This is a genomic window from Saccharothrix sp. BKS2 (assembly GCF_047689505.1).
GTDB lineage: Bacteria > Actinomycetota > Actinomycetes > Mycobacteriales > Pseudonocardiaceae > Actinosynnema > Actinosynnema lopnurensis.
The window spans coordinates 37467-59022 of sequence record NZ_JAUQOL010000015.1 but is presented as its reverse complement, the minus strand read 5'-3'; the positions used below and the strand labels follow the sequence as shown (position 1 = coordinate 59022).

Below are 21556 nucleotides of genomic sequence, written 5' to 3'. Positions count from 1 at the left end.
GCGCCACCCGATGCGGTGAGAGCGGCAGCCCGCCGCGTTTAAGGCCGCGCCAAAACCGTATTCCCGGGGCACAACCTACGTAGGGGTGTGAGATGACGCCTGGCCTCCTGTCCCGTGCCGCGCCACGGGTCGCTCCTCCGCGCGGCGGCGCGGTGCCGGTGGGGGAGCGGTGGGTGCCCCTGGAGGACCTGCTGGCCGGGTGCCTGCGGATGGTCGCCGGGAACGGCCCCGACGACGGGGCGCGGACCGATCCCGAGCTGGCCGAGGCGCAGCGGGCGTTCCTCGCCGCCGGGCTCGGCGCCCTGGCGACGCCCGCCGACGAGCGCCGGTGGGTCCAGGTGGGACTGTCGCCCGCCACCCGGGACCGCGCCCCGCTGGAGGGCGAGCTGCTCGACTTCGCGCGCCGCCTGCTGGCCGGCGGCGCGGCGACCGGGTTCTTCTTCATGCACAAGAGCCCCGGCCTGCGGGTCCGGTTCCAGGCGCCGCCCGGCGACCGCGAGGCGCTGCGAGAGCGGGTGCTGCGCTGGGCCGACGGCCTGGCCGCCGGTGGCGTGACGACGACCGTCGTGCCCGCGGTGTACGAGGCGGAGGCCGGGCTGTTCGGCGGCCGGGTGTCCGTGCGGCACGCCCACGAGCTGTTCACCGCGGACTCGCTGGCCTGGCTGGAGGTGCACCGCCGCGGCGGGGTGCCCACGTGGGTGGTCTCGCTGGCGATGGTGCGGGCCGTGCTCGACGGCCTGTCGGTGGTCGGGTGGGAGGACCGGGACGTGTGGGACCGGGTCCGCTCGGAGGCCGGGCGACGGCTGCCGGAGGGCGCGCGCGGGCAGGCCGGGCTCGACGCCGCGGTGCGCGGCCTGCGCGCGCTGTGGCAGGACCAGGACCGGCTCACGGCGTCGCTGCCGGAGTGGGCGCGGCACGTCGTCGCGGAGCACCGGGAACGGGCCCTGGACATCGGCGCGCGGTGGCGGGCGGAGGTCTTCGACGGCCACGACACCGGTGCCGGCCCCCGGCACGCGGCAGCGTTCCACGTCGTCTTCCACTGGAACCGGGGCGCGCTGCCCGCCGAGCGGCAGGTCCTGCTGGCCGAAGCCCTGGGCACACCAGCGGGGGAGGCGGGTTCCGGCGGTGAAGAGGCGCGGCTGCACCTGCCCCAGAGCACGCCAGCGGGGGAGGCGGGTTCCGGCGGTGAAGAGGCGCGGCTGCACCTGCCCCAGAGCACGCCAGCGGGGGAAACGGGTTCCGGCGACGGAGGGGCGCGGCTGCCCCAGGGCACGCCCGCGGGGGAGGCTGACCGTGGGTGACCCGGCGGTGCTGCTCCGGCTGGCCGGGCTGCCCGTGCGGCTGTGGCTGGCCGGCGGGTGCCCGGAGCTGTTCTCCGCGCTCGCGGACGCCGACGCCGCGGCCGAGGCCGAGCGCGAGCACGGCCGGGCGCTCGCCGCACGGCTGGGCGACCGGGTCGTGCCCCGGCCGGAGGTGACCGCCGCCGAGCGGCAGGCCGTGCTGCGGGTGCGGCGGGCCGCGCACGGTGGCCGTGAGCTGCCCGACGAGGCCGTCCTCGCGCTCGCCCGCCGCGCCGCGGCCCAGGTCGACCCGCCGTCGGCGATCGGGCTGGACCGCCTGGTCGTCCACGCCCGCGCGCGGCGGGAGGCCGACGCGCGGCTGCTCGACGACCTGGCGGCCGAGCGGCGCCGGCTGGCGGGGCTGCCCTGGCGGCTGCTGCGGTCCTCGCCGGTCGGGACCGCCGCGCTCGTCCACGACGCCGCGGACCTGCTGGCGGACGTGGAACGCCGGGTGGCGGCCGGCGAGTCGTGGGAGGGCAAGCGGCTGCGGCAGCGGGCCGACCACCTGTGGCGGCTGATCGCGCGCGGCGCGGTCGAGACCACGCCGCGCAACTGGTTCGCGCACGTGGCCCCGGTCCCCGGGGGCACCGGGCCGCTGACCGCGGGTCCGTTCGCCGCGCACGAGGTGCCCAACGTCCACACCGCGCGGTCGTGCGGGGACGGCCTGGCGCTGACCGGCCTGCACTGGTCCGAGGGCGGGGACTTCGTCACGTGGGTCCCGCACGAGCGGGACCCCGGGCTGCTGTGCGAGGTGCGGGTCAGGGACACCGCCGCGCTGCGCGCCGTGCGCCGGGCGCTGGCCGCCGGGCCCGGACCGCGCGACGAGGTGGTGACCGCCCTGCTCGGCCCGCGCGCCGGCGAGCCGGCCGGCCGCGCCGCGCTCGCCTCGTTCCTCGACCACCTCGTCCGGCTGGGCGTGCTCCGGCGCTCCCGGGACGTCGCCGAGCGCGCCTCGACGTGGGGCCCGGCACGGGCGCGCCCCCGCACGGGCGACGACTTCCTGGACGTGCACCGGCGGCTCACCGGCGCGGCGCCGGTCCCCGACGAGGCCGGGGTGCGCACCGCCACGGGGGTGCTGCGGCGGCTGGACGCGCTGGTGAGGGCCGACGCCCCGCCCTCCTCGTCCCCGCTGCGCGACCTGGTGGACGAGCGGCCGACGCCCGTGCCGGAGCTGGTGCGCCGGTTCCTGGCCGACCGCCCCGACCACCGGCCGGTGCCCGCGGACGGCGGCGCGTGGCCGGTCGCGCACGACCCGGGCTCCGGGTACTCGGCGCTGCTGCGGTGGCTGGCCGACCACCCCGACGAGCCGGGCGGCGCGGTGGAGCTGACCCACGACCTGCTCGACGCGGTGGACGCGCCCCGGTCCCTCCCGGACTGGCCCGTGGACTGCCTGCTGCGGCCCCTGCCGCCCGAGCCCGGCGCCCCGGTGGCCGTGCTGGACACCGCGGTGCCCGCCGGGACCCTGGACGCGCGGTTCGCGCGGGGCCTGCGGCTGGTCCACGGCGTCGAGCCGGGACCGGTGACCGCCTACCGGGAGTTCCTGCGGGAGTTCGAGCGGGCCCGCGGCGGCCGGTTGGTGGAGGTGCTGGTGCCGCCGCACAACGCGCGCTCGGCCAACGCCGTGCGCCGCCCCGCCTGCACCGACCTGTGGACCGGGGACCCGGACCACCGCCCGTACTTCGGGGAGGAGCACCCCGGTCGGCACGTCCCGCTGGACGCGATCACGCTGCGCCGCGAGGGGCGGACCGTGATCGCCGAGGCGGGCGGGGAACGCCTGTGGCCGGTCCACCACGCCACCCGGATGCCGTTCCCGCCGTGGGACGTCGCCCTGGCCCTGCTGCTGGTCGCCGGGCCGCCCGGGGCACACCGCGCCACCGGGCACCGGGCGGACGCGCTCGCGGCGTTCCCGGGACGCCGCCACCTGCCGCGCCTCACCGCCGGTTCGCTGGTCGTCTGCCGCGCGCAGTGGCGCGTGCGCCGGGACGAGCTGTGGGCACCGGACGCGGACCAGGGGGCGAGGTTCCGCGCGCTGGGCCGGCTCACCCGGGCCCGCTCGCTGCCCCGGTTCGCCCTCGCCGGCCCGCCGGGAGGTCGGCGGGTGCCGGTGGACCTGGCCGGGCTGCCCGCGTCGCGCGTGCTGGACCGGGTCCTCGCCGGCGGCGAGGAGCTGATCCTCACCGAGATGCTGCCCACCCCGGCGGACTTCCCCGTCGACGACACCACCCACACCGCCGGTGACCGCCTGGCGTGCCAGCTGCTGCTGCGCCTGCCGGTGACCGGTGACCCCAGCTCCCCGCCCGGCCGGGCGGGAGCGGCACTAGTGGCCGACGCAGTGTGAAGGGACACAACGACATGGACCAGGCGATCTTGGAGCCGGCGGAGCTCGACACCCTCATCGCGGACCTGGAGGAGCGCATCAGCGAGGTGCGGCTGGTCAACCCCACCGAGCCGATGGCGTTCAGCCAGGACCAGTGCAGCGTCCTCCTGTGCTCGCTCATCGCGTTCTGCGACGACGACAGCGGCGACGGGGCGTTCTGACCACGGGTCGAGCCCACCGCGTTCGAGCGCCGGGTGATCGGGTCCTCGCGGACCCCGCCGACCCGCGGGGAGCTGGACGCCCCACGCGGTGGCGGCGCGCCTTCCCCTTGCCCACCACACCGCCGGTGACCGGCGGGACCACTTGCCGGAGCAGTACGGAGCAGTTCGAAAGGGAGAAACACATGGACCAGGCGATCTTGGAGCCGGCGGAGCTGGACACCCTCATCGCGGACCTGGAGGAGCGCATCAGCGAGGTGCGGCTGGTCAACCCCACCGAGCCGATGGCGTTCAGCCAGGACCAGTGCAGCGTCCTCGCGTGCTCGCTCATCGCGTTCTGCGACGACGACAGCGGCGACGGGGCGTTCTGATCGCGCGCGGAGCCGGGCACGGATGAGAGCCGGGGTGGGCGAGTCCAGGCGGACCCGCCCACCCGCGGGAGGAGGACGGTGGTCAACGCGGTGGGGGAGCACCCCCTGGTGGACGGGCTCGCGCGCCACGCCCTGCGCGAGTGGGCCGAGCACGGGGCGCCGACCCCGGACCCTGGGCCCGTGGTGCTGGCCTCGACCCTGCCGCCCGGCGACCCGGTCGCCGCGCTCGCGGCACGGGCGTGGCTGGGCGGTCTGCGCCGGACGACGATCGCGCACCCCGGCCTGTTCGGCGGGCTCGCCGGGCAGCTGGCGGGGCTGCGCCTGCTCGCCGCGGTCCACCCACCCCTGGAGCGGGCGGCGGAGGCCGTCTCCGCCGCGCTGCACCGGTCCCCGCCCGGTGCGCCGGACGGGCTCGCCTACGGCGACTACGACCTGGTCGGCGGACCGGCCGGGGTGCTGCTGGCCCACTGCGTCCCGGCCGCCCGGCCCGGCGGGACCGACGTCGTCGCCGCGCGCCTGGCCGCGCTGTGCGAGGAGGGGGCCGGGGGACTGCGGTGCACCGCGTACGACGGGCACGAGCTGCTCGGGTGGGTGCAGGGACGGATCAACGCGGGGCTGGCGCACGGCGTGCCCGGTGTCGTCGTGGCGCTCGCCGCCGCGCTGCGCGCCGGGTCCGACGTGGCCGAACCGCTGCGCGGGCTGGGGCGGTGGCTGCTCGCCCAGGCACGCCGCGACCCGCTGGGCATCGTGAGCTGGCCGACCGCCGGGGGCGCGCCGCCGCCGGAGCGGGCCGTGCGGCGGCAGGCGTGGTGCTACGGCTGCCCCGGTGCGGCCTGGGCGCTGTGGGAGGCGGGGGACGCCCTGGACGAGCCGGGGTTCACCACGCCCGCCACGACGGCGATGCGGTCGCTGTGCGACCACTACGACGAGGACTTCCACCTCTACGGCGAGGCGGTGACCGACCGGGTGGCCGTCTGCCACGGCGCCGCCGGGGTACTGGCGGTCGCGGACGCGTTCGCCACCCACGCGGACCTGCCGGAGGCCGCCGGGCTGCGGCAGCGACTGGCGGAGCACCTGGGCCGACGCGGCGAGGAGGTGGCCGAGCTCGCGCGCACCGACATGTCGCTGCTCACCGGGGCCGCCGGGGTGCTGGCCGCGCTGCGCACCGCGGCCGGGGCCCCGCGCGGCTGGCTGCCCGCCATCGGCCTGCGCTGAGGGTGCGCGCGGTCAGGTCGCGGTCGCCCGGCCGACCTGGTCGCACCACCCGGCCTCCAGGCGCTCCAGGGAAAAGCCCCGCCGGGTGATCAGGTGGTCGACCAGCGCGGTGTCCAGGGACGCCAGCAGCGCGTAGGCGGTCAGGTCCACGTCGACGGGCGCGCCCGCCTGCCGCAGCAGCACAGTGACGTGGGTCAGGCGCACCCGGTACGCGGGCACGGTGAAGCGGCGCGCCGGGGCGGGGTCGGCGGCCAGGTACATGTCCAGGTGGGCGCGCTCGTGGCGCATGGCGGCGGGGCCGAAGGCCAGCAGGCGCGCCACGGGGTCGGCACCGGGGCCCAGCGGCGGCGGTCCGGTGAGGAAGGACTCCTGCAACCGCTGCTCGTGGTGGTCGAGCAGGGCGAGCAGCAGGCCGGTGCGGTCGCCGAAGCGCCGCGACACCGTGCCCTTGCCGACCGAGGCCGCGACGGCGACGGCCTCCATGGTCAGGTTCGCCGCCCCGTGCTCCGCGGCCAGCCGGGCGGCGGCCTCCAGCAGCCGGGCCCGGTTGCGCACCGCGTCGGCCCGCAGGCGCGGTCCCGGGTGGAGCAGGGGCAGCGGGTCGCGGATCCCGAACCGCTCTCCGGCGGCCGGCGGCGGAGTGGCGTCGGTCACCTCGGCAGCCTAGCCGGAAGAGAAACGGAACACGGCCCGTTTAGACGGGGTGCAGTGTTCGACCGCACCCACATGGGGGTTCCAGACATGACCGTCCACATCCTCGCGCTCGTCGGCAGTCTCCGAGCCGGCTCGCACAACCGCCAGCTCGCCGAGACCGCCGTCCGGCTCGCCCCGGAGGGCGTCGGGATCGAGGTGTACGAAGGGCTGGCCGACCTGCCCTTCTACAACGAGGACCTCGACGTCGAGGGTGCCGTGCCCGCTGCCGCGACCGCGCTGCGCGAGGCGACCCTGCGCGCCGACGCCGTGCTGCTGTTCTCCCCCGAGTACAACGGCACCATTCCGGCGGTGCTCAAGAACGCTGTCGACTGGCTGTCGCGGCCCTATGGCGTGGGGGCGTTGAAGGGCAAGCCGTTGGCCGTGATCGGTACGGCGTTCGGGCAGTACGGCGGGGTGTGGGCGCAGGACGAGGCGCGTAAGGCGGCGAGGATCGCGGGGGCCGCCGTGCTCGAGGACCTGACCCTGTCGGTGCCCGGTTCGGTCACCCGTTTCGCCGAGACGCACCCGGCCGACGACGCCGAGGTCACCGCCCGGCTCGGTGAGGTGCTGGCCGGCCTGTCGGCCAGCGTGACCGCGCCCGCGGGGGTCTGATCGGGGGGTGGCGCGGGCGGCGGGTGGGATCGCCTGCCGCCCGCGCCACCACCGCCCAGTTCTCTTCACCCCAGCTCCCGCCGGCCTTCAGCTCCCGCCACCCCCGGCTCCCGACCGAACGGCTGCCAGAATGGCGGTGTGCGGATCAGGGTGCTCGGCCGCCTGGAGGTCTCCGGCCCGGACGGCGCGCCCGTCCACCTCGGCGGAGCCATGCTGCGCGCGCTGCTGATCCGCCTGGTCGTCGACACCGGCCGGGTCGTCACCACCGACCGGCTGATCACCGACCTGTGGCCCGGCACCGCGCCCGCCGACCCCTCGGCGGCCCTCCACTCGCTCGTCTCCAGGCTGCGCCGCGCCGTCGGCCACCGCACGATCACCTCCTACCCCACCGGCTACCGGCTGGACCTCCCGCCCGAGGACGTCGACACCGAGGTGTTCGCCCGAGCCGTGGTCGAGGGGCGACCGCGCGAGGCACTGGCACTCTGGCGGGGCACCCCGCTGGCGGACGTCGCCGACGCCGGGTTCGCGCGGGCTCCGGTAGCCCGCCTGGTCGAGCTGCGGCTGAGCGCCGTGGAGGCCCGGATCGACCTGGACCTGGCGGCGGGTGGCACGCCGGACCTCGTCGCCGAGATCGAGGAGCTGGTGGCGGCCGCACCCCTGCGCGAGGGGCTGCACGCCCGGCTGGTGCGCGCGCTGTGCGCCCGTGGCCGCCAGGCCGAGGCGCTCGCGGCCCACGAACGCGCCCGCGCGGTGCTGGCCGAGGAGCTGGGCGCGGACCCAGGCCCCGAACTGCGCGAAGCCCACCGGCAAGCCCTGCGCGCACCGGTTCGCCGTTCACCGCTGCCCGCCCGGCTTACCAGCTTCGTCGGCCGCGAGCGGGAACTCGACGAGGTGGTCCGGGCCCTCGCGGGCGCCCGGCTGGTCACCCTCACCGGCACCGGCGGCGCGGGCAAGACGCGGCTGGCCGTCGAGGCGGCCGAACGCCTGCTCGCCACCGCCCCGGACGGGGTGTGGCCGGTCGACCTCTCGACCGTGACCGCCGGGGACGGCATCGGGTCCGCGGTGCGCACCGCGCTCGGCACCACCGACGACCCCGCCGACGTCCTGGCGGACCGCGACGGCCTGCTGCTGCTGGACAACTGCGAGCACCTGGTGGACGCGGTCGCGGTCTTCGCGGCCGACCTGCTGGCCCGCTGCCCCCGGCTGCGCGTGCTCGCCACGAGCCGGGAACCGCTCGGCGTCACCGGGGAGGTGCTGCGCCCGCTCGACCCGCTGCCCGAGGCGCAGGCCGTCGCCCTGTTCACCGACCGGGCGCGGGCCGTGCGGCCGGGGTTCGCGCCCGACGACTCCACCGCGCGGGTCTGCCGGGCGCTCGACGGCATCCCGCTGGCGATCGAGCTGGCCGCCGCCCGCCTGCGCTCGCTCACCCCGGCGCAGCTCGCGCGCCGCCTGGGCGACCGGCTCGGCCTGCTCGACCGGGGCGTGCGGGCCGCGCCCGCCCGGCACCGCACGCTGCGCGCGGTGCTCGACTGGAGCTGGGACCTGCTCGACGAGGACGAACGCGGGCTGTTGGCCAGGCTCTCGGTGTTCGCGGGCGGCGCCACCGCGGACGCCGTCGAGCAGGTCGCCGGCGGTTCGCTGGACCGGCTGGCGTCCCTGGTGGACAAGTCGCTGGTGGTGGAGGTCGACGAGCGCTACCGCCTGCTGGAGACGGTCCGGGAGTACGCGGCCGCCCAGCCGGTCGACGACCTGGCGGAGGTCCGCGCCCGGCACGCGGCCCACTACACCGGGCTGGCCGAACGAGCCGAACCGCGGCTGCGCGGGCCCGAGCAGTCGGTGTGGCTGGACCGCCTGACCGCCGAGGGGGCGAACCTGGACCTGGCGATGTCGCCGCGGCTGTTCGCGGCCCGGCTGTGGTACTGGCTGGTGCGCACCCGGCTCGCGGAGGCCCGGAGCCGGGCCGCGGGCATCGACTCCGACCTGGCCCGGGGCCTGCTCGACCCGACCGCGGAGCTGCTGGACCGCCTCGCGACCCGTGACGAGCCGGCGGCCCTGGCCGTGGCCGTGCTCGGGGACCACACCCACCGCGCCCGCCTGACCGGGATCGCCGACCGGCTCGCCGGCGCGGACGACCCGTGGCGGCGCGCGGTCGCGGAGCTGCTGCGGGGCTACGCCGCCGCCGAGATCGGCGACGGCGGCGCGGCCCGCGCCGAACGGCACTACACCGCCGCGGCCCGGGGCTTCCGGGACGCCGGCGACCACCTCGGACTGGCCTACCCGCTGATGTTCCTGTCGGCCCTCCAGGCGGGTCGCGGCGCCACCGCCGAGGCGCAGCGCTCGCTGTCGGAGGCGATGCGCCACGCGCCCGCCGTCCCGGTGCTCATGCTCGTGCAGTCGGCGGCGCTGTGGGCCCGCACGGGCGACCTCGACCGCGCCCGGCTCGACCTGGAGCGGGCGGAGCGCGCCGCCGCGCGCGAGGACGACCCGCTGGCCCTGGCCCGCGTGCGCAACGGCCTGGCCGAGCTGGCGAGGCTGAACGGGGACACCGCGACCGCGCTGGAGCAGCACCGCGGGGCCCTGGCGCTCGACCCCGCCGCGGCCACCACGCAGTTCCGGGCCGTGGTGCACAGCAACTACGCCAAGACGCTGGCCGTAGTCGGTGAGCCGGACCTGGCGGGGGAGCACCACCGGCTCGCCGTCGAACTGGCCCGGCGCAGCCACGACGGCCCGGCGCTGGCCTCCGTGCTGGAGGACCAGGCCGCGTGGTGCGCGGCCCGGGGCGACCGCGCGGCGGCGATCGCGCTGCTGGAGCGCGCCGGGCGGGTGCGGGGCACCGACAACCCCGACCTGCGCGCCGCCGTCACCGGGAGCCGGTGACCGGGAGCCGGGCCCGCGACCACCGCTCCAGGTAGGCGTCGACCTCGTCGGCGGTGTCGGCGAACAGCCCCACGTGGCCGTCGGGGCGCACCACCGCGAGCGCGTCACCGCGCACGTCGAAGGCCGGGGCGTCGGTGACCACGTGCGCGCCGTCGTGGCGGGCCCCGCCGAAGGCCAGCACGGTGAACCCGGGACCGGCCAGCACCTCGTGCACCCGCCGGTCGCCGCACCACCCGTCCGGCGCCCGGTCGCCCGCCCGCACCGACCGGGGTTCGGCGCGCAGCTCCACCGACAGCGCGCTGTCGCGGTAGTGCACGCCCAGCTGCCGGAGCGCGGGGTCGCTGCGGTCCACCGCGTCCCGCCCGCCCGCCGTGGCCCGGCCGAACAGGGCGGTGCTCAGGCCCAGCACATGGGCGGCGACCGGCAGCCGCTCGTCCTCGTAGCTGTCCAGCAGCTCCTCGCCGCCGAGGGCCAGTTTCCAGCCCAGGTTGTAGGCGTCCTGCACGCCGGTGTTCAGGCCCTGGCCACCCGCCGGCGTGTGGACGTGGGCGGCGTCGCCCGCCAGGAAGACCCGGCCCACCCGGTAGCGGTCCACCATGCGCACGTTGGGGCGCCACGAGCTGGACCAGGTCAGGTCGCCCACCACCAGGTCGTCGCGCCCGGACACCTCGGTGAGCAGGGCCTGGAGGTCCTCGACGGAGGCGTGCTCCAGCCGCGTGGTGGTGAGCTGGAAGGTGTCGGTGCCCGCCATGGGACACGCGGCGAGCACCGGTCGCACCCCGTCGTCGTCGGTCCAGAAGTGCCAGTGGTCGCGGTCCAGGCCGGAGATCCGCACGTCGGCGATCAGCTGCCGGTGGTCCTCGTCCGTCTCGCCGGCGAAGCCGACGCCCAGCCCCCGGCGCACCGCGCTGCGGCCACCGTCGGCCCCGACCAGGTGATCGGCGCGCACCCGCCGGTCGCCCAGGTGCGCGGTGACCCCGAAGCCGTCCTGCTCGAACCCGGTCAGCTCCACCCCCGTCTCCACCCGCCCGCCCAGCTCGGCCAGGCGTTCGCGCAGGATGAGGCAGGTCCGCCACTGCGGCAGCATGACCGGGGTCGGGTGGGGCACGCCCGGCTGCGGCGGGGCGACCTCGTGCATCGACCGCTCCCACACGACCTCCCGGCCCCGGTAGGCGCGCACGGGCGGGTACGGGCCGCTGTGGTCCAGGACCCGGTCGAGCACCCCGAGGTCGGCGAAGACCTCCAGGGTGCGGGGCTGGAGGCCCTTGGCGCGGGAACCGGGGAACGTGCCGGGGTCGCGGTCGACGACGAGGTGGTCGACCCCGCGCCGGGCCAGGTCGCAGGCGAGGGTGAGGCCGGTCGGGCCGGCTCCGGCGATGAGAACTCGGGTGTCCATGACGGGGACGGTGCCGGGGTGCGCTGTCAGCGTGCTGCCGGCCCGCCGGCAGCACCTGCCGGCGGGCTCGGGCCGGGTTCAGCGGTTCATCAGGTCGCGCAGGGCCTTGACGATGTCGGCGGGGGCCTCCTCCGCCATGAAGTGGCCGCAGGACACGGTGGTGTGCTCCAGGTCGTCGGCCCAGGCGCGCCAGCGCGCGGTGGCGTCGTAGCCGAGGGCGGCGCCCCAGTCCTGCTGGAGGACGGTGACGGGCATGGTGAGCCGGTGGCCGGCGCGCTTGTCGGCGGTGTCGTGCTCGACGTCGACGCCGGCGGAGGCGCGGTAGTCGGCGACGATCGAGGTGACGGCGTCGCGGGAGGCGGCCAGGTAGGCGGCGCGCACCTCGGGCGGGATGGCGTCGGGGGAGCGGGTCCAGGTGTCGAGGAAGTGGCCGAAGAAGGCGTCGGGGGCGGCGCTGATGAGCTGTTCGGGCAGGCCGGGCGGTTGGGCCATGAGGTAGAGGTGGAAGGCGACCGAGGCGGTGACGCCGTGCAGCACCTCCCAGGTGTCGAGGGTGGGCAGCACGTCGAGCAGGGCGAGGTGGGTGACGGCGTCCGGGTGGTCGAGGCCGAGGCGGGTGGCGACCAGGGCGCCGCGGTCGTGGCCGGCGAGGGCGAAGCGGTCGTGGCCGAGCAGGCGGGCGAGGGCGACGACGTCGCCGGCCGCGGTGCGCTTGCTGTAGGTGTGGCCGTCGGTGTCGGCGGGTTTGTCGCTGTCGCCGTAGCCGCGCAGGTCGGGGCAGATGACGGTGTGGTCGGCGGCGAGGTCGGTGGCCACGTGCCGCCACATCAGGTGGGTCTGGGGGAAGCCGTGCAGCAGCACGACGGGGTCGCCCTCGCCGGCGGTGGCGACGTTGAGCGCCACGCCGTCGGCGACGGTCACTCGTCGGTAGTGGAAGCCGGGGATGCGCATGGTGGGCCTTCCTGGGTTGCTCGGGCTGCGGTGTGACCAGCGTGGACCGGGCCGATGAGGAACCGGTCAGCGTTGGGTGAGCGGGCCGGTGGGCGGTGGCCGGGCGTGGGGCTGCCGGGGCGGTGGGGGCGGGTTAGAGTGCGCGGCTCGGGAGGGAGGTCGGTGTCGGTGCGGTTCGGCGTGCTCGGTCCGCTGGTGGTCGAGGACGGCCGGGGTCCGGTGGGGGTGGGCGGGCCGCGGCACCGGGCGGTGCTGGCGCGGTTGGTGCTCGCGCGTGGCCGGGTGGTGCCGGTGGAGCGGCTGGTCGACGACCTGTGGGAGGAGCCGCCGGCGGGTGCGGTGGGCGCGCTGCGGACGTTCGTGGCGGCGTTGCGGCGGGCCCTGGAACCCGATCGGCCGCCGCGCGCCCCGGCTCGGCTGCTGGTGACCGCGCCGCCCGGGTACGCCCTGCGGGCGGAGGTGGGGGCCGTGGACGCGTGGCGGTTCGAGGCGGCGGTGGTCGGGTCGGCGGTGGTCGGAGCTGGGGTGGTCGGAGCTGGGGTGGTCGGGGCGGGGGAGTTGTCCGCCGGGGCGGCGTTGGCGCGGGTCGAGGAGGCGCTGGGGTGGTGGCGCGGGCCCGCCTACGCGGAGTTCGCGGACCTGCCGTGGGCGCGGGGTGAGGCCGCGCGGTTGGAGGAGTTGCGGCTGCTGGCGCTGGAGCGGCGGGCGGGGGCGCTGGTGGAGCTGGGGCGGGCGGCGGTGGCGGTGCCGGACCTGGAGGCGCACGTCCTCGCGCACCCCTGGCGGGAGGAGGCGTGGCGGCTGCTGGCGCTGGCGCTGTACCGGGCGGGTCGGCAGGGTGACGCGCTGGGTGCGTTGCGCCGGGCGCGGGAGGGGTTGGCCGAGGCGTTGGGGGTGGACCCGGGCCCGGACCTGCGGCGGTTGGAGGCGGACGTCCTGGCGCAGGCGCCTCACCTGGTCGGGGTGGGCGGGTCGCCGGGGGTGGTGGCGGGCGGTGGGGACGTGCCCGGGTCGGTCGGCAGGGCGGCGGAGGCTGCGGCGGGCGGTGGGGGCGCGCCCGCGTTGGTCGGCAGGGCGGAGGAGGTGGCCGGGTTGGTCGCCGCCGCCGAGCGGGCCGCCGGGCTGCGGCGGCCCGTGCTGGTGCTGGTGTCCGGTGATGCGGGGGCGGGCAAGACGGCTCTGGCGGAGGCGTTCGCCGGGCTCCTGGGCGCGCGCGGGTGGATCACCGCCTGGGGCGCCAACCCGGATGCGGAGGGGCTGCCCGCGGCGTGGCCGTGGAGCCGGGTGCTGGAGGCCTTGGCCGCCGCCGGTCACGGCCTGCCGGCGGAGGACGACCCGGCCGGTGGCGATCCGCTGGTGGCTCGCTTCCACCGGCACCGCGCGGTCGGCGCGCACCTGGCCGGGGTGGCTCGCCGCGCCCCGCTGCTGCTGGTGCTCGACGACCTGCACTGGGCGGGGGAGGAGACCCTGGACCTGCTGGCCTCGGTGGTGACCGACTCGGCCGCCCACCCGGTGCTGGTGGTGGCGACCTACCGCACCACCGACGTCCCCGCGGCCCTGGCCGACCTGCTCGGCCGGGTCGCCCGTGCCGAACCGGTCCGCCTCTACCTGGGTGGTCTGCCCGCGGCGGTGGTGCCGGCGCTGGTGCGCGCCACGACCGGCCACGACGTCGATCCCGCCACCGCGGCGGCGATCCACCGGCGCAGCGGCGGCAACCCGTTTTTCGTGCGCGAGCTGGCCCGGCTGGTCGCGGCGGAGGGGTCGGGCTGGGCGGAGTCGGTGCCGCCGGGGGTGCGCGACGTGGTGCGGCTGCGGCTGGCGGGCCTGTCCGAGCCGGTCCGCGAGGTGCTGCGGTGGGCGGCGGTGATCGGCGGCGACCTCGACCTGGAGCTGTTGGCGGTCCTGCTCGGTCCGGGTGTGCTCGACGCGGCGGAGGTGTCGGCCCGGCGCGGGTTCCTCGTCGAGCGCGGTCCGGGGCGGTTCGGCTTCGCCCACGCGCTGGTGCGCGACACGCTGCACCAGGACGTGTCCGGTTCGCGCCGGGCCCGGTGGCACGCCGCGGCGGGGGAGGCGTTGGAGCGGCTGCGCCCGTGGGCGGTGGACGCGCTGGCCCACCACTTCCTGCTGGCCGAGAGCCCGGAGACCGATGCCCGCGCCGCCCGCTACGCCCGGGAGGCCGCCGAGCGCGCCGAACGCCACCGCGCCCCGCACGAGGCGGCGCGGTGGTGGCAGGCCGCGCTCGCCGCCCACGACCGCGCGGCCGCCCACGACCAGCCCACCACCGACCGGCCCGCCGACACCCACGGCCCGGCCACCAGGCTGGAACTGGTCATGGGCATGGTCCGCACCCAAGCCGTCACCGGGGACCTCGACCGGGCCCGCCACCACCGCGCCGAGGCGGTCGAACTCGCCGACCGCCTCGGCGATCCCGACCTGACCGCCCGCGTGATCGGCGCCTTCGACGTGCCCGCGATCTGGACCGACCACGACGACCCCGACCTGGCCCGCCGGATCGCCGGGATCACCGAGCGCACCCTGGCCGCCCTCCCGCCCGACCGCACCGAGACCCGGGGCCGCCTGCTGGCCACCCTCGCCCTGGAGCTGCGCGCGACCGGCGGTGACCGCGCCCGCGCCGCCGCCCGCGAGGCCGAGGCGCTGGCTCGCGAGTCGGGGAACCCGGCACTGCTGGCCTTCGCCCTCAACGCCCGCTTCATGCAGTCGTTCGACCGCGCCGGCCTCGCTCCGGACCGCGCCCGCACCGGCGCCGAACTGGTGGACCTGGCCCGCCGGCACGACCTGGTCACCTTCGAGGTCCTGGGTCACCTGGTCCTGCTCCAGGCCCGTTCGGCGCTGGCCGACTTCACCGCCGCCGACCGCCACGCCGCGGCGGCCGACCGGTTGGGCGAGGACCACCGGCTGCCCCTGGTGGGCGTGTTCACCCGCTGGTACCGGGCGATGCGCGCCGCCGCCACGGGGCGGACCGCCGGGGTGGAAGCCGCCTACCGCGCCGCCGCCGCCCACCTGGCCGGCACGGGGATGTCCGGTGTGGACGGCGGCATCCTGTCGTTCGCCCTGCTGTGCCACCACCTCCAGCGCGGCGAGCCCCCGGCGCCCGACACCGGGTTCGGCGCCTACGAGCCCTGGTGCCGTCCCCTGCTCGACCCGGCGGCGGGCACCGCCGTCCCCGATTCGCCGCGCGACCTGCTCTACGAGGCCCGCACCTGCCTGCACGCCGCCGTCGCGGTCCGGCGCGGCGACCGGTCGACCGCCGAGCGCCTGTACGCCGACCTCGCGCCGGCCGCCGACGAGGTGGCGGGCGCGGGCAGCGGGATGCTCGCGCTGCGGCCCGTCGCCCACCACCTCGGGGACCTGGCGCGCGTCCTGGGCCGCCACGGGTCGGCGGCCGACCACTACCGCCACGCGCTGGTCGTGGCCGACCGCGCCGGCGCGCCCCACTGGGCGTCCGCCGCCCGCACCGCGCTCGCCACGACCGGGGCCCTCAAGTCCTGAGTGGAGTGTGGCGTGCCGATACCCCGTCGCCGGCGGGAGTGGTGGCGCGCACCACGGCGAACCCGCCCCGGTGGTCCTTACGATTCACCGCAACGCGAGCGGCGGTCGTCGCTCATCCTCAACGGGGAGGTCGCGTCATGTCCGTTCGTCGCCCCGCCACCGCGGTCCTGACCGCCGCGGTGGTCGCCGCGGTGGCCGTCGTGGGGTTGTCCTCGGCGGGTCCGGCCCGAGCCGCCTCGCTCCAGGAGGTGACCGGTTTCGGCACCAACCCCGGCAACCTCCAGATGTTCCGCTACGTGCCCGACGGCCTGCCCGCCGGTCGCCCGGTGGTCGTAGCGCTGCACGGCTGCACCCAGAACGCCACCGCCTACGCCGCCGGCACCGGGTGGACGAAGCTGGCCGAGCAGTGGCGCTTCTCGGTGGTCTTCCCGCAGCAGCGCACGGGCAACAACCTCAACTCCTGCTTCAACTGGTTCGAGCCCGGCGACACGCGGCGCGGCGCGGGGGAACCGCTGTCGATCAAGCAGATGGTCGACCGCACCCGCCAGGACACGGGGGCGGGCGCCGCCTACGCCAGCGGCCTGTCCGCGGGTGGCGCGATGACCTCGGTCCTGCTCGCCACCTACCCCGACGTGTTCTCCGGCGGCGGCGTGGTCGCGGGTCTGCCCCACGGTTGCGCGACCTCGGTGGTGCAGGCGTACGGGTGCATGAGCCCGGGGGTGAACCTGACCCCGGCCCAGTGGGGTGACCGGGTGCGCGCCGCCCACTCCGGCGGGCCGCGCCCGAAGGTGTCCATCTGGCACGGCACCGCGGACACCACCGTCGTCCCCGCCAACGCCGACGAGCTGGTGGAGCAGTGGACCGACGTGCACGGCACCGACCAGACCCCGGAGGTCAGCGACACCGTGGCCGGCTACCCGCACCGCGTGTACGGCGGGGTGGTGGAGCTGTACCGGATCACCGGCATGGGTCACGGCCACCCGGTCGACCCCGGTTCGGGGCCCGCGCAGTGCGGCGCGGTCGGTGCCTACGTCCTGGACGTCAACATCTGCTCGGCCTACCACATGGGCCGTTTCTGGGGCTTGGACGCGGGCTCGCCGACCCCGACCACGACCTCCACGGGCACCACCCCGCGACCCCCGTACACCGCGACGGCCTCCGGCACCGCGACCCAGCACTACGTCGCCGGGCGCGTCGGCGTCGCCGACTACAACACCCTGGGCGCCCGGTACGGCTACCTCGCGGCCTTCACGCTCTACCGGTGCTCGGCGGGGTGGACCGACAAGCCGGACTGCTCACCCCTGTGACCCGGGTCAGGTCTCGGGGCTGACCGAGGGCCGCACCTCGACGATGTTGGCCGCGTCGAGCACGAACGTGGTGCGGCCGGGCAGCAGCACCGACACCCAGGCGCGGTCGGTCTCGGGGTCCACCAGGGGTGTCCCGGTGACCACGCCGGTGAGGAACGCCTCCGGGGCGAACACGTCGGGGTTGAGGTAGGTGACGATCGACCCCCGTTGGGGGAGGGATGGGTGGGCCATGACCAGGACCTCCGACGCCGGGCCCGCCGCGCCGTCCGCGAGCGGTGCGCTCGGGTACCCGGCGTCCGGCGCGGCAACCACGCAGGTCAGGTGGACGGCAGCAGGGCGTGCGCGCGGTCCGGGCTCCACTCCAGCAGCAGCAGGGTGGCGTCGTCCTGGAGGCGGCCGTGCTGGTGCTCCAGCACGGCGCGGGTGATGCGGCGCAGCGTCTCCGGGGCGGGCAGCCCGGCCGCCTCGTGCTCCTCGGTCAGCCCGATCAGGCGGTCCAGGCCGAACAGCTCGCCCGACGGGCTGCGGGCCTCGACGATGCCGTCGGTGAGGAACAGCACGCGGTCGTCGGGGCGCAGCCGCACCGAGGCCGGCCGCGCCGCCTCGCGGTTCAGGTGCCCCAGGCCCAGCGGGGTGCGCAGCGCCCCCTCCAGCTGACCCACCGCGCGCCCGTCGCGGAACAGCACGGGCGGCGGGTGGCCCGCGTTGAGGTACTCCAGCACCCCGGTGGCCAGGTCCAGCCGGGCCAGCACGGCGGTGGCGAAGCTCAACCGGCCGATGGCGTTCTGGCTCGTGATGCTCCGGTCTGCCTGGTCGGCGGCCCCGGCCAGGTCCAGCCCGGTGCGGCGGGCGTTGCGGGTGGCGGCCAGGGTCACCGCCGTGGTCAGGCCGGCGTGCATGTCGTGGCCCATGGCGTCGACGACGGCCACGTAGGCGTGGCGGGCGTCCACGGCGTAGTCGTAGCCGTCGCCGCCGACCTCGTCGTAGGGCTCCAGGGTCGCGGTCACCACGACCCGCTCGGAGGCGAAGGTCTGCGGCGGCAGCACCTGCCACAGCAGTTCGGCGGCCACCGACAGCGGCTTGGGGCGGCGCACCAGGTGGAACAGGTCGCTGTAGTGCTGCTTGCTCTGCACCAGGTGGCCCATCAGACCCGCCAGCGTCCAGCAGTGCCCGCGCAGCTCGCGGTCGTCCGGGTCGGCGCCCGCGGGCAGGTCCACCCGCACCACGCCGAGCCGTTCGGTGCCGTTGAGCAGCGGCAGCCACAGCCCCGGCGGTTGCGCGTCGCCCAGGATCTCCAGGTCGCGGTAGGCGCGGCCGGCGTCGGTCGAGTCGACCGGCAGCGCCGGTCCGCCCACCACCGGGTGCAGCCGGCGCTGCGCCAGGTCCACCAGGTAGGGGCGGGCCACCACGCCCACGGCGGCGGTGGCCCTGTCGAGGATTCCGATCAGGTCGTCGGCGGTGGCGAGGTGGGAGTCGTCGATCACCCGCCGCAGCACCTCGTGCCAGCCTCGGGGGTTCACCGCGGTCCGCTCCGCACCCATGGTGGGGGGTAGCCCTCACCGCCGGGTTCAACCCCGCCGGGTTCAGCCCCGCCGGGTTCAGCCCCGCCGGGTTCAGCCATCGCCGAGCATCCCCGCCCGCCGGGCCGCCCGCGCGATCAGCGCCGAGGTGGCCCCGCCGTGCTGGTGGGGGAAGGTGTGAGCGCCCGCCGTGGTCTCCGCCCACCCGTCGCGGGCGGCCTCGGCCAGCCGCTCCACCCACCCGTGAGGTGAGAACGCGTCGTGCTCGCCGCGGACCAGCAGCGTCGGGCAGCGCACCCCGGTGATCACCTGCTCGGGCCGGTCGTGCTGGGCGGAGCGGACGAACCGGGCCAGGTCGCGGGGTCCGCCGCGCAGGTAGTAGGGCAAGGTCAGGGGCACCAGGCCGGGCGGCTCGCGCCGGGAGTTGCGGAAGTGGGCCCGGAACAGGGCCGGGAACCGCCGCTGCTCCGGCGGGAACGTCGGCCCCATCAGCACCAGCGCGCCCACCCGGTCCGGGTGGTCGGCGGCGACGTGCAGCGCGGCCTGCGCGCCGGTCGAGTGGCCGACCAGCACCACCGGGGTGTCGCCGACCACCAGGTCCAGCCACCGGGCCGCGGCGGCGGCCACCGCCCGGACCTCCGCCGCGCACGGTCGCGGCCGCCGGTGCCCGAACCCGGGCAGGTCCAGCAGGAACGACCGCGCCCACCCGCCGCAGCCCGCCAGCGCGTCGGTCAGGTAGCCCAGCGCGCCGAGCCCCGGCACCAGGACGACCACCGGGCCGTCCTCCCGACCGGACCCGGCCTCCAGGCTGCGGATCCCGCCGTCCCAGCGGACCCGGTGCGGCTGTCGACTGTCCTGCACGCGCGTGCTCCCGGTGGTCACGCACCACCGGTTCACCGCTTCGGGTGACAGTCAAACCCGGTCGGGCGGGGTGCGTGATCCGCTCCCCGCCCGCTCACCGGCCCCGGCTGAGCCAGTCCGACAGGTGCGGCGCCTCCGCGCCCACGGTGGTGTCGTCGCCGTGCCCGGTGTGCACCACCGTGTCGGCGGGCAGCGTCAGCAGCCGCCGGGAGATCGAGCCGACGATGGTGTCGAAGTCCGAGAAGGACCGCCCCGTCGCGCCGGGCCCGCCCCGGAACAGGGTGTCCCCGGTGAACACCGCGCCCAGTTCGGGGACGTGGAAGCAGCACGCGCCGGGGGAGTGGCCCGGGGTGTGCAGCACCCGCAGCCCGGTGCCCGCGATGTCGAGGACCTGCCCGTCGGCCAGTTCGCCGCCGGGGTCGGTGTCGGGGTGGGTCAGTCGCCACACCACCAGGTCGTCGGGGTGCAGCAGCACCGGCGCGCCGGTGGCCGCGGCCAGCGCGGGCGCCACCCGGACGTGGTCGTCGTGGGCGTGGGTGGCCAGGATCGCGCGCACCCTGCGCCCGGCCACCACCTCCAGGACCTTGTCGACGTCGTGGGGCGCGTCGACGACCACGCACTCCTCGTCGTCCCCGATCACCCAGACGTTGTTGTCCACGTCGAAGGTCTCGCCGTCGAGGCTGAAGGTGCCGCGGGTGACGCCGTGGTCGACGCGGGTGCTCATCGGAACTCCACCACCGAGCGCAGGACCTCGCCGCGGTGCATCTTGGCGAAGGCTTCCTCGACCTGGTCCAGCGCGATGGTCTCGGTGACGAAGGCGTCCAGGTCCAGCCTGCCCTGGAGGTGGAGGTCGATGAGGTAGGGGAAGTCGCGGGAGGGCAGGCAGTCGCCGTACCAGGAGGACTTCAGCGCGCCACCGCGGGAGAAGAGGTCCAGCAGCGGCATCTCCAGCCGCATGTCCGGCGTGGGCACGCCGACCAGCACCACCGTCCCGGCCAGGTCGCGGGCGTGGAAGGCCTGCTTCCAGGTCTCCGGCCGGCCGACCGCGTCGATCACCACGTCCGCGCCGAACCCGCCGGTCAGCTCCTTGACCCGCGCCACCACGTCCTCGTCGCGGGCGTTGACGGTGTGGGTGGCGCCCAACCCGGTCGCCCACTCCAGCTTGCGCGGGTCCAGGTCCACCGCCACGACGGTGGTCGCCCCGGCCAGGCGCGCCCCGGCCACCGCCGCCGCGCCCACGCCGCCGCAGCCGATCACGGCCACGGAGTCGCCGCGGCCGACGTTGCCGGTGTTGACCGCCGCGCCCAGCCCGGCCATCACCCCGCACCCCAGCAGGCCCGCCACCGCGGGGGACACCCGGGGGTCGACCTTGGTGCACTGCCCGGCGTGGACGAGGGTCTTCTCCGCGAACGCCCCGATCCCCAGCGCGGGGGACAGCGCGGTGCCGTCGGCCAGGGTCATCGGCTGGGCGGCGTTGTGGGTGTTGAAGCAGTACCAGGGCTTGCCCTTCAGGCACGCCCGGCAGGACCCGCAGACCGCCCGCCAGTTGAGGACCACGAAATCACCGGGCGCGACGTCGGAGACGCCCTCGCCCACCGACTCCACGACACCGGCGGCCTCGTGGCCCAGCAGGAAGGGGTACTCGTCGTTGATGCCGCCCTCGCGGTAGTGCAGGTCGGTGTGGCAGACCCCGCACGCCTGCACCCGGACCACCGCCTCACCCGGCCCCGGGTCGGGCACCACGACGTCGACCACCTCCACCGGCGCGCCCTTGCTCCGGGCCACCACACCACGAACCGTCTGAGCCACGGGATTGCCTCCTCGATGAAGTGCTGTCGGGTGCGGGGGTCAGTCCCGCGCGGGCCGGGGCAGGAGCAGGTGGACGGCGAAACCGGCCAGGGTGAGCAGCACCGCCTGGTAGGCGGTGGCGGGTTCCCTCGGCCACGAGCCGGTGAACACCGCGTCCAGCTCGGTGGTCACCAGGCCCGCCAGGGTCGCCAGGCCGACCGCGTGCCAGCCGAAGAACCCGGCCGCCCACGCGGTCAGCGGCCACCGGTTGCGCCCGGGGCGCAGCAGCAGCCACACCGCGGACGCGCCCGCCGCCGCGTTGAGCAGGACCCCGGTGCCGCGCAGCCCGTCCGCGTCCACCGACACCAGCGAGGCGAGCGCCTGCGCCACCACCAGCACGACCACGGCCCACGCGCCCACCCTCGTCCGGTCCACCCAGCGGATGCTAGATCACCTCCGCCCGCGGCCGCCGGTCGGAGCCGGGCCCGGCCGCCGCCCCGCGCCCGGACGCATCCGGGAAATCGCCGGCCGCCGCCCCGAACCCCTTGTTACGCTGCCGGTTCCGGCCGCGCCGATGCCG

The 21556-nt window shown here is 76.9% G+C and carries 18 protein-coding genes; 9 read left to right on the top strand and 9 right to left on the bottom strand.

Going from position 1 to position 21556, the window contains the following annotated elements; translation table 11 throughout:
• Positions 1-173: 173 nt before the first annotated feature.
• From Q5530_RS29275 to Q5530_RS29255, 5 genes are all read left to right on the top strand, one after another.
• Positions 174-1301, top strand: coding sequence for a thiopeptide-type bacteriocin biosynthesis protein (locus tag Q5530_RS29275; RefSeq protein WP_415366036.1), 1128 nt, complete (start codon positions 174-176; stop codon positions 1299-1301).
• The gene (locus Q5530_RS29270; protein ID WP_415366035.1) at positions 1294-3678 is read left to right on the top strand and encodes a hypothetical protein; all 2385 of its coding nucleotides are present in this window, start codon (positions 1294-1296) and stop codon (positions 3676-3678) included. The genes Q5530_RS29275 and Q5530_RS29270 overlap by 8 nt, the downstream gene beginning before the upstream one ends.
• A 14-nt stretch (positions 3679-3692) precedes the next feature.
• Positions 3693-3878 carry a hypothetical protein gene (locus tag Q5530_RS29265; protein ID WP_415366034.1) on the top strand — a complete coding sequence of 62 codons (186 nt, stop codon included), beginning with the start codon at positions 3693-3695 and terminating at the stop codon, positions 3876-3878.
• 182 nt (positions 3879-4060) lie between these two features.
• Entirely contained in the window at positions 4061-4246 is a 186-nt protein-coding gene (locus Q5530_RS29260; RefSeq protein WP_415366033.1) for a hypothetical protein, read from the top strand.
• Positions 4247-4324: 78 nt separating this feature from the next.
• A complete protein-coding gene (locus tag Q5530_RS29255; protein WP_415366032.1) occupies positions 4325-5461 on the top strand; it encodes a lanthionine synthetase LanC family protein in 1137 nt (378 codons plus the stop codon).
• A 12-nt stretch (positions 5462-5473) separates the two neighbouring features.
• Here Q5530_RS29255 and Q5530_RS29250 read toward each other — a convergent pair whose 3' ends face one another.
• A complete protein-coding gene (locus Q5530_RS29250) occupies positions 5474-6115 on the bottom strand; it encodes a TetR/AcrR family transcriptional regulator (RefSeq protein ID WP_415366031.1) in 642 nt (213 codons plus the stop codon).
• 87 nt (positions 6116-6202) lie between these two features.
• On the opposite strand from Q5530_RS29250, the gene Q5530_RS29245 reads away from it, so the two are divergent.
• Positions 6203-6766 carry an NADPH-dependent FMN reductase gene (locus Q5530_RS29245; protein ID WP_415366030.1) on the top strand — a complete coding sequence of 188 codons (564 nt, stop codon included), beginning with the start codon at positions 6203-6205 and terminating at the stop codon, positions 6764-6766.
• A 138-nt stretch (positions 6767-6904) separates the two neighbouring features.
• Positions 6905-9643 (top strand): BTAD domain-containing putative transcriptional regulator, encoded by a 2739-nt coding sequence (locus tag Q5530_RS29240; RefSeq protein WP_415366029.1) that lies wholly within the window; start codon positions 6905-6907, stop codon positions 9641-9643.
• Here the strand turns inward: Q5530_RS29240 and Q5530_RS29235 are convergent.
• The gene (locus tag Q5530_RS29235; RefSeq protein WP_415366028.1) at positions 9627-11039 is read right to left on the bottom strand and encodes an FAD-dependent monooxygenase; all 1413 of its coding nucleotides are present in this window, start codon (positions 11037-11039) and stop codon (positions 9627-9629) included. The genes Q5530_RS29240 and Q5530_RS29235 overlap by 17 nt on opposite strands.
• A gap of 78 nt (positions 11040-11117) precedes the next feature.
• Positions 11118-11990 carry an alpha/beta fold hydrolase gene (locus tag Q5530_RS29230; RefSeq protein ID WP_415366027.1) on the bottom strand — a complete coding sequence of 291 codons (873 nt, stop codon included), beginning with the start codon at positions 11988-11990 and terminating at the stop codon, positions 11118-11120.
• A gap of 168 nt (positions 11991-12158) precedes the next feature.
• Between Q5530_RS29230 and Q5530_RS29225 the strand changes: the two genes are divergently transcribed.
• On the top strand, positions 12159-15500 hold the full coding sequence (locus Q5530_RS29225) for a BTAD domain-containing putative transcriptional regulator (protein ID WP_415366180.1): 3342 nt from the start codon (positions 12159-12161) through the stop codon (positions 15498-15500).
• Between the two features lie 137 nt (positions 15501-15637).
• Positions 15638-16807, top strand: a complete 1170-nt coding sequence (locus Q5530_RS29220; protein ID WP_415366026.1) for an alpha/beta hydrolase family esterase — start codon at positions 15638-15640, stop codon at positions 16805-16807.
• Positions 16808-16813: 6 nt separating this feature from the next.
• Here Q5530_RS29220 and Q5530_RS29215 read toward each other — a convergent pair whose 3' ends face one another.
• The 6 genes from Q5530_RS29215 to Q5530_RS29190 all read right to left on the bottom strand — a co-directional run bounded on the left by Q5530_RS29215 (position 16814) and on the right by Q5530_RS29190 (position 21411).
• The gene (locus tag Q5530_RS29215) at positions 16814-17038 is read right to left on the bottom strand and encodes a hypothetical protein (RefSeq protein ID WP_415366025.1); all 225 of its coding nucleotides are present in this window, start codon (positions 17036-17038) and stop codon (positions 16814-16816) included.
• A gap of 86 nt (positions 17039-17124) precedes the next feature.
• Positions 17125-18327 carry a PP2C family protein-serine/threonine phosphatase gene (locus Q5530_RS29210; RefSeq protein ID WP_415366024.1) on the bottom strand — a complete coding sequence of 401 codons (1203 nt, stop codon included), beginning with the start codon at positions 18325-18327 and terminating at the stop codon, positions 17125-17127.
• 93 nt (positions 18328-18420) lie between these two features.
• Entirely contained in the window at positions 18421-19188 is a 768-nt protein-coding gene (locus Q5530_RS29205) for an alpha/beta fold hydrolase (protein WP_415366023.1), read from the bottom strand.
• A gap of 94 nt (positions 19189-19282) precedes the next feature.
• Positions 19283-19912 (bottom strand): MBL fold metallo-hydrolase, encoded by a 630-nt coding sequence (locus tag Q5530_RS29200; RefSeq protein ID WP_415366022.1) that lies wholly within the window; start codon positions 19910-19912, stop codon positions 19283-19285.
• Positions 19909-20997: an S-(hydroxymethyl)mycothiol dehydrogenase gene (locus tag Q5530_RS29195; protein ID WP_415366021.1), complete on the bottom strand. Its 1089-nt coding sequence runs from the start codon at positions 20995-20997 to the stop codon at positions 19909-19911. Before Q5530_RS29195 ends, Q5530_RS29200 begins: the two co-directional genes overlap by 4 nt.
• 39 nt (positions 20998-21036) lie before the next feature.
• Positions 21037-21411, bottom strand: a complete 375-nt coding sequence (locus tag Q5530_RS29190) for a hypothetical protein (RefSeq protein ID WP_380632066.1) — start codon at positions 21409-21411, stop codon at positions 21037-21039.
• Positions 21412-21556 lie beyond the last annotated feature (145 nt).

What these genes read in the sequence shown, in the direction of transcription:
- Q5530_RS29220 (WP_415366026.1), top strand. Translation starts at nt 15,638, where the DNA reads ATGTCCGTTCGTCGCCCCGCCACCGCGGTCCTGACCGCCGCGGTGGTC.
- Q5530_RS29245 (WP_415366030.1), top strand. Translation starts at nt 6,203, where the DNA reads ATGACCGTCCACATCCTCGCGCTCGTCGGCAGTCTCCGAGCCGGCTCG.
- Q5530_RS29235 (WP_415366028.1), bottom strand. Translation starts at nt 11,039, where the DNA reads ATGGACACCCGAGTTCTCATCGCCGGAGCCGGCCCGACCGGCCTCACC.
- Q5530_RS29200 (WP_415366022.1), bottom strand. Translation starts at nt 19,912, where the DNA reads ATGAGCACCCGCGTCGACCACGGCGTCACCCGCGGCACCTTCAGCCTC.
- Q5530_RS29215 (WP_415366025.1), bottom strand. Translation starts at nt 17,038, where the DNA reads ATGGCCCACCCATCCCTCCCCCAACGGGGGTCGATCGTCACCTACCTC.
- Q5530_RS29260 (WP_415366033.1), top strand. Translation starts at nt 4,061, where the DNA reads ATGGACCAGGCGATCTTGGAGCCGGCGGAGCTGGACACCCTCATCGCG.
- Q5530_RS29230 (WP_415366027.1), bottom strand. Translation starts at nt 11,990, where the DNA reads ATGCGCATCCCCGGCTTCCACTACCGACGAGTGACCGTCGCCGACGGC.
- Q5530_RS29265 (WP_415366034.1), top strand. Translation starts at nt 3,693, where the DNA reads ATGGACCAGGCGATCTTGGAGCCGGCGGAGCTCGACACCCTCATCGCG.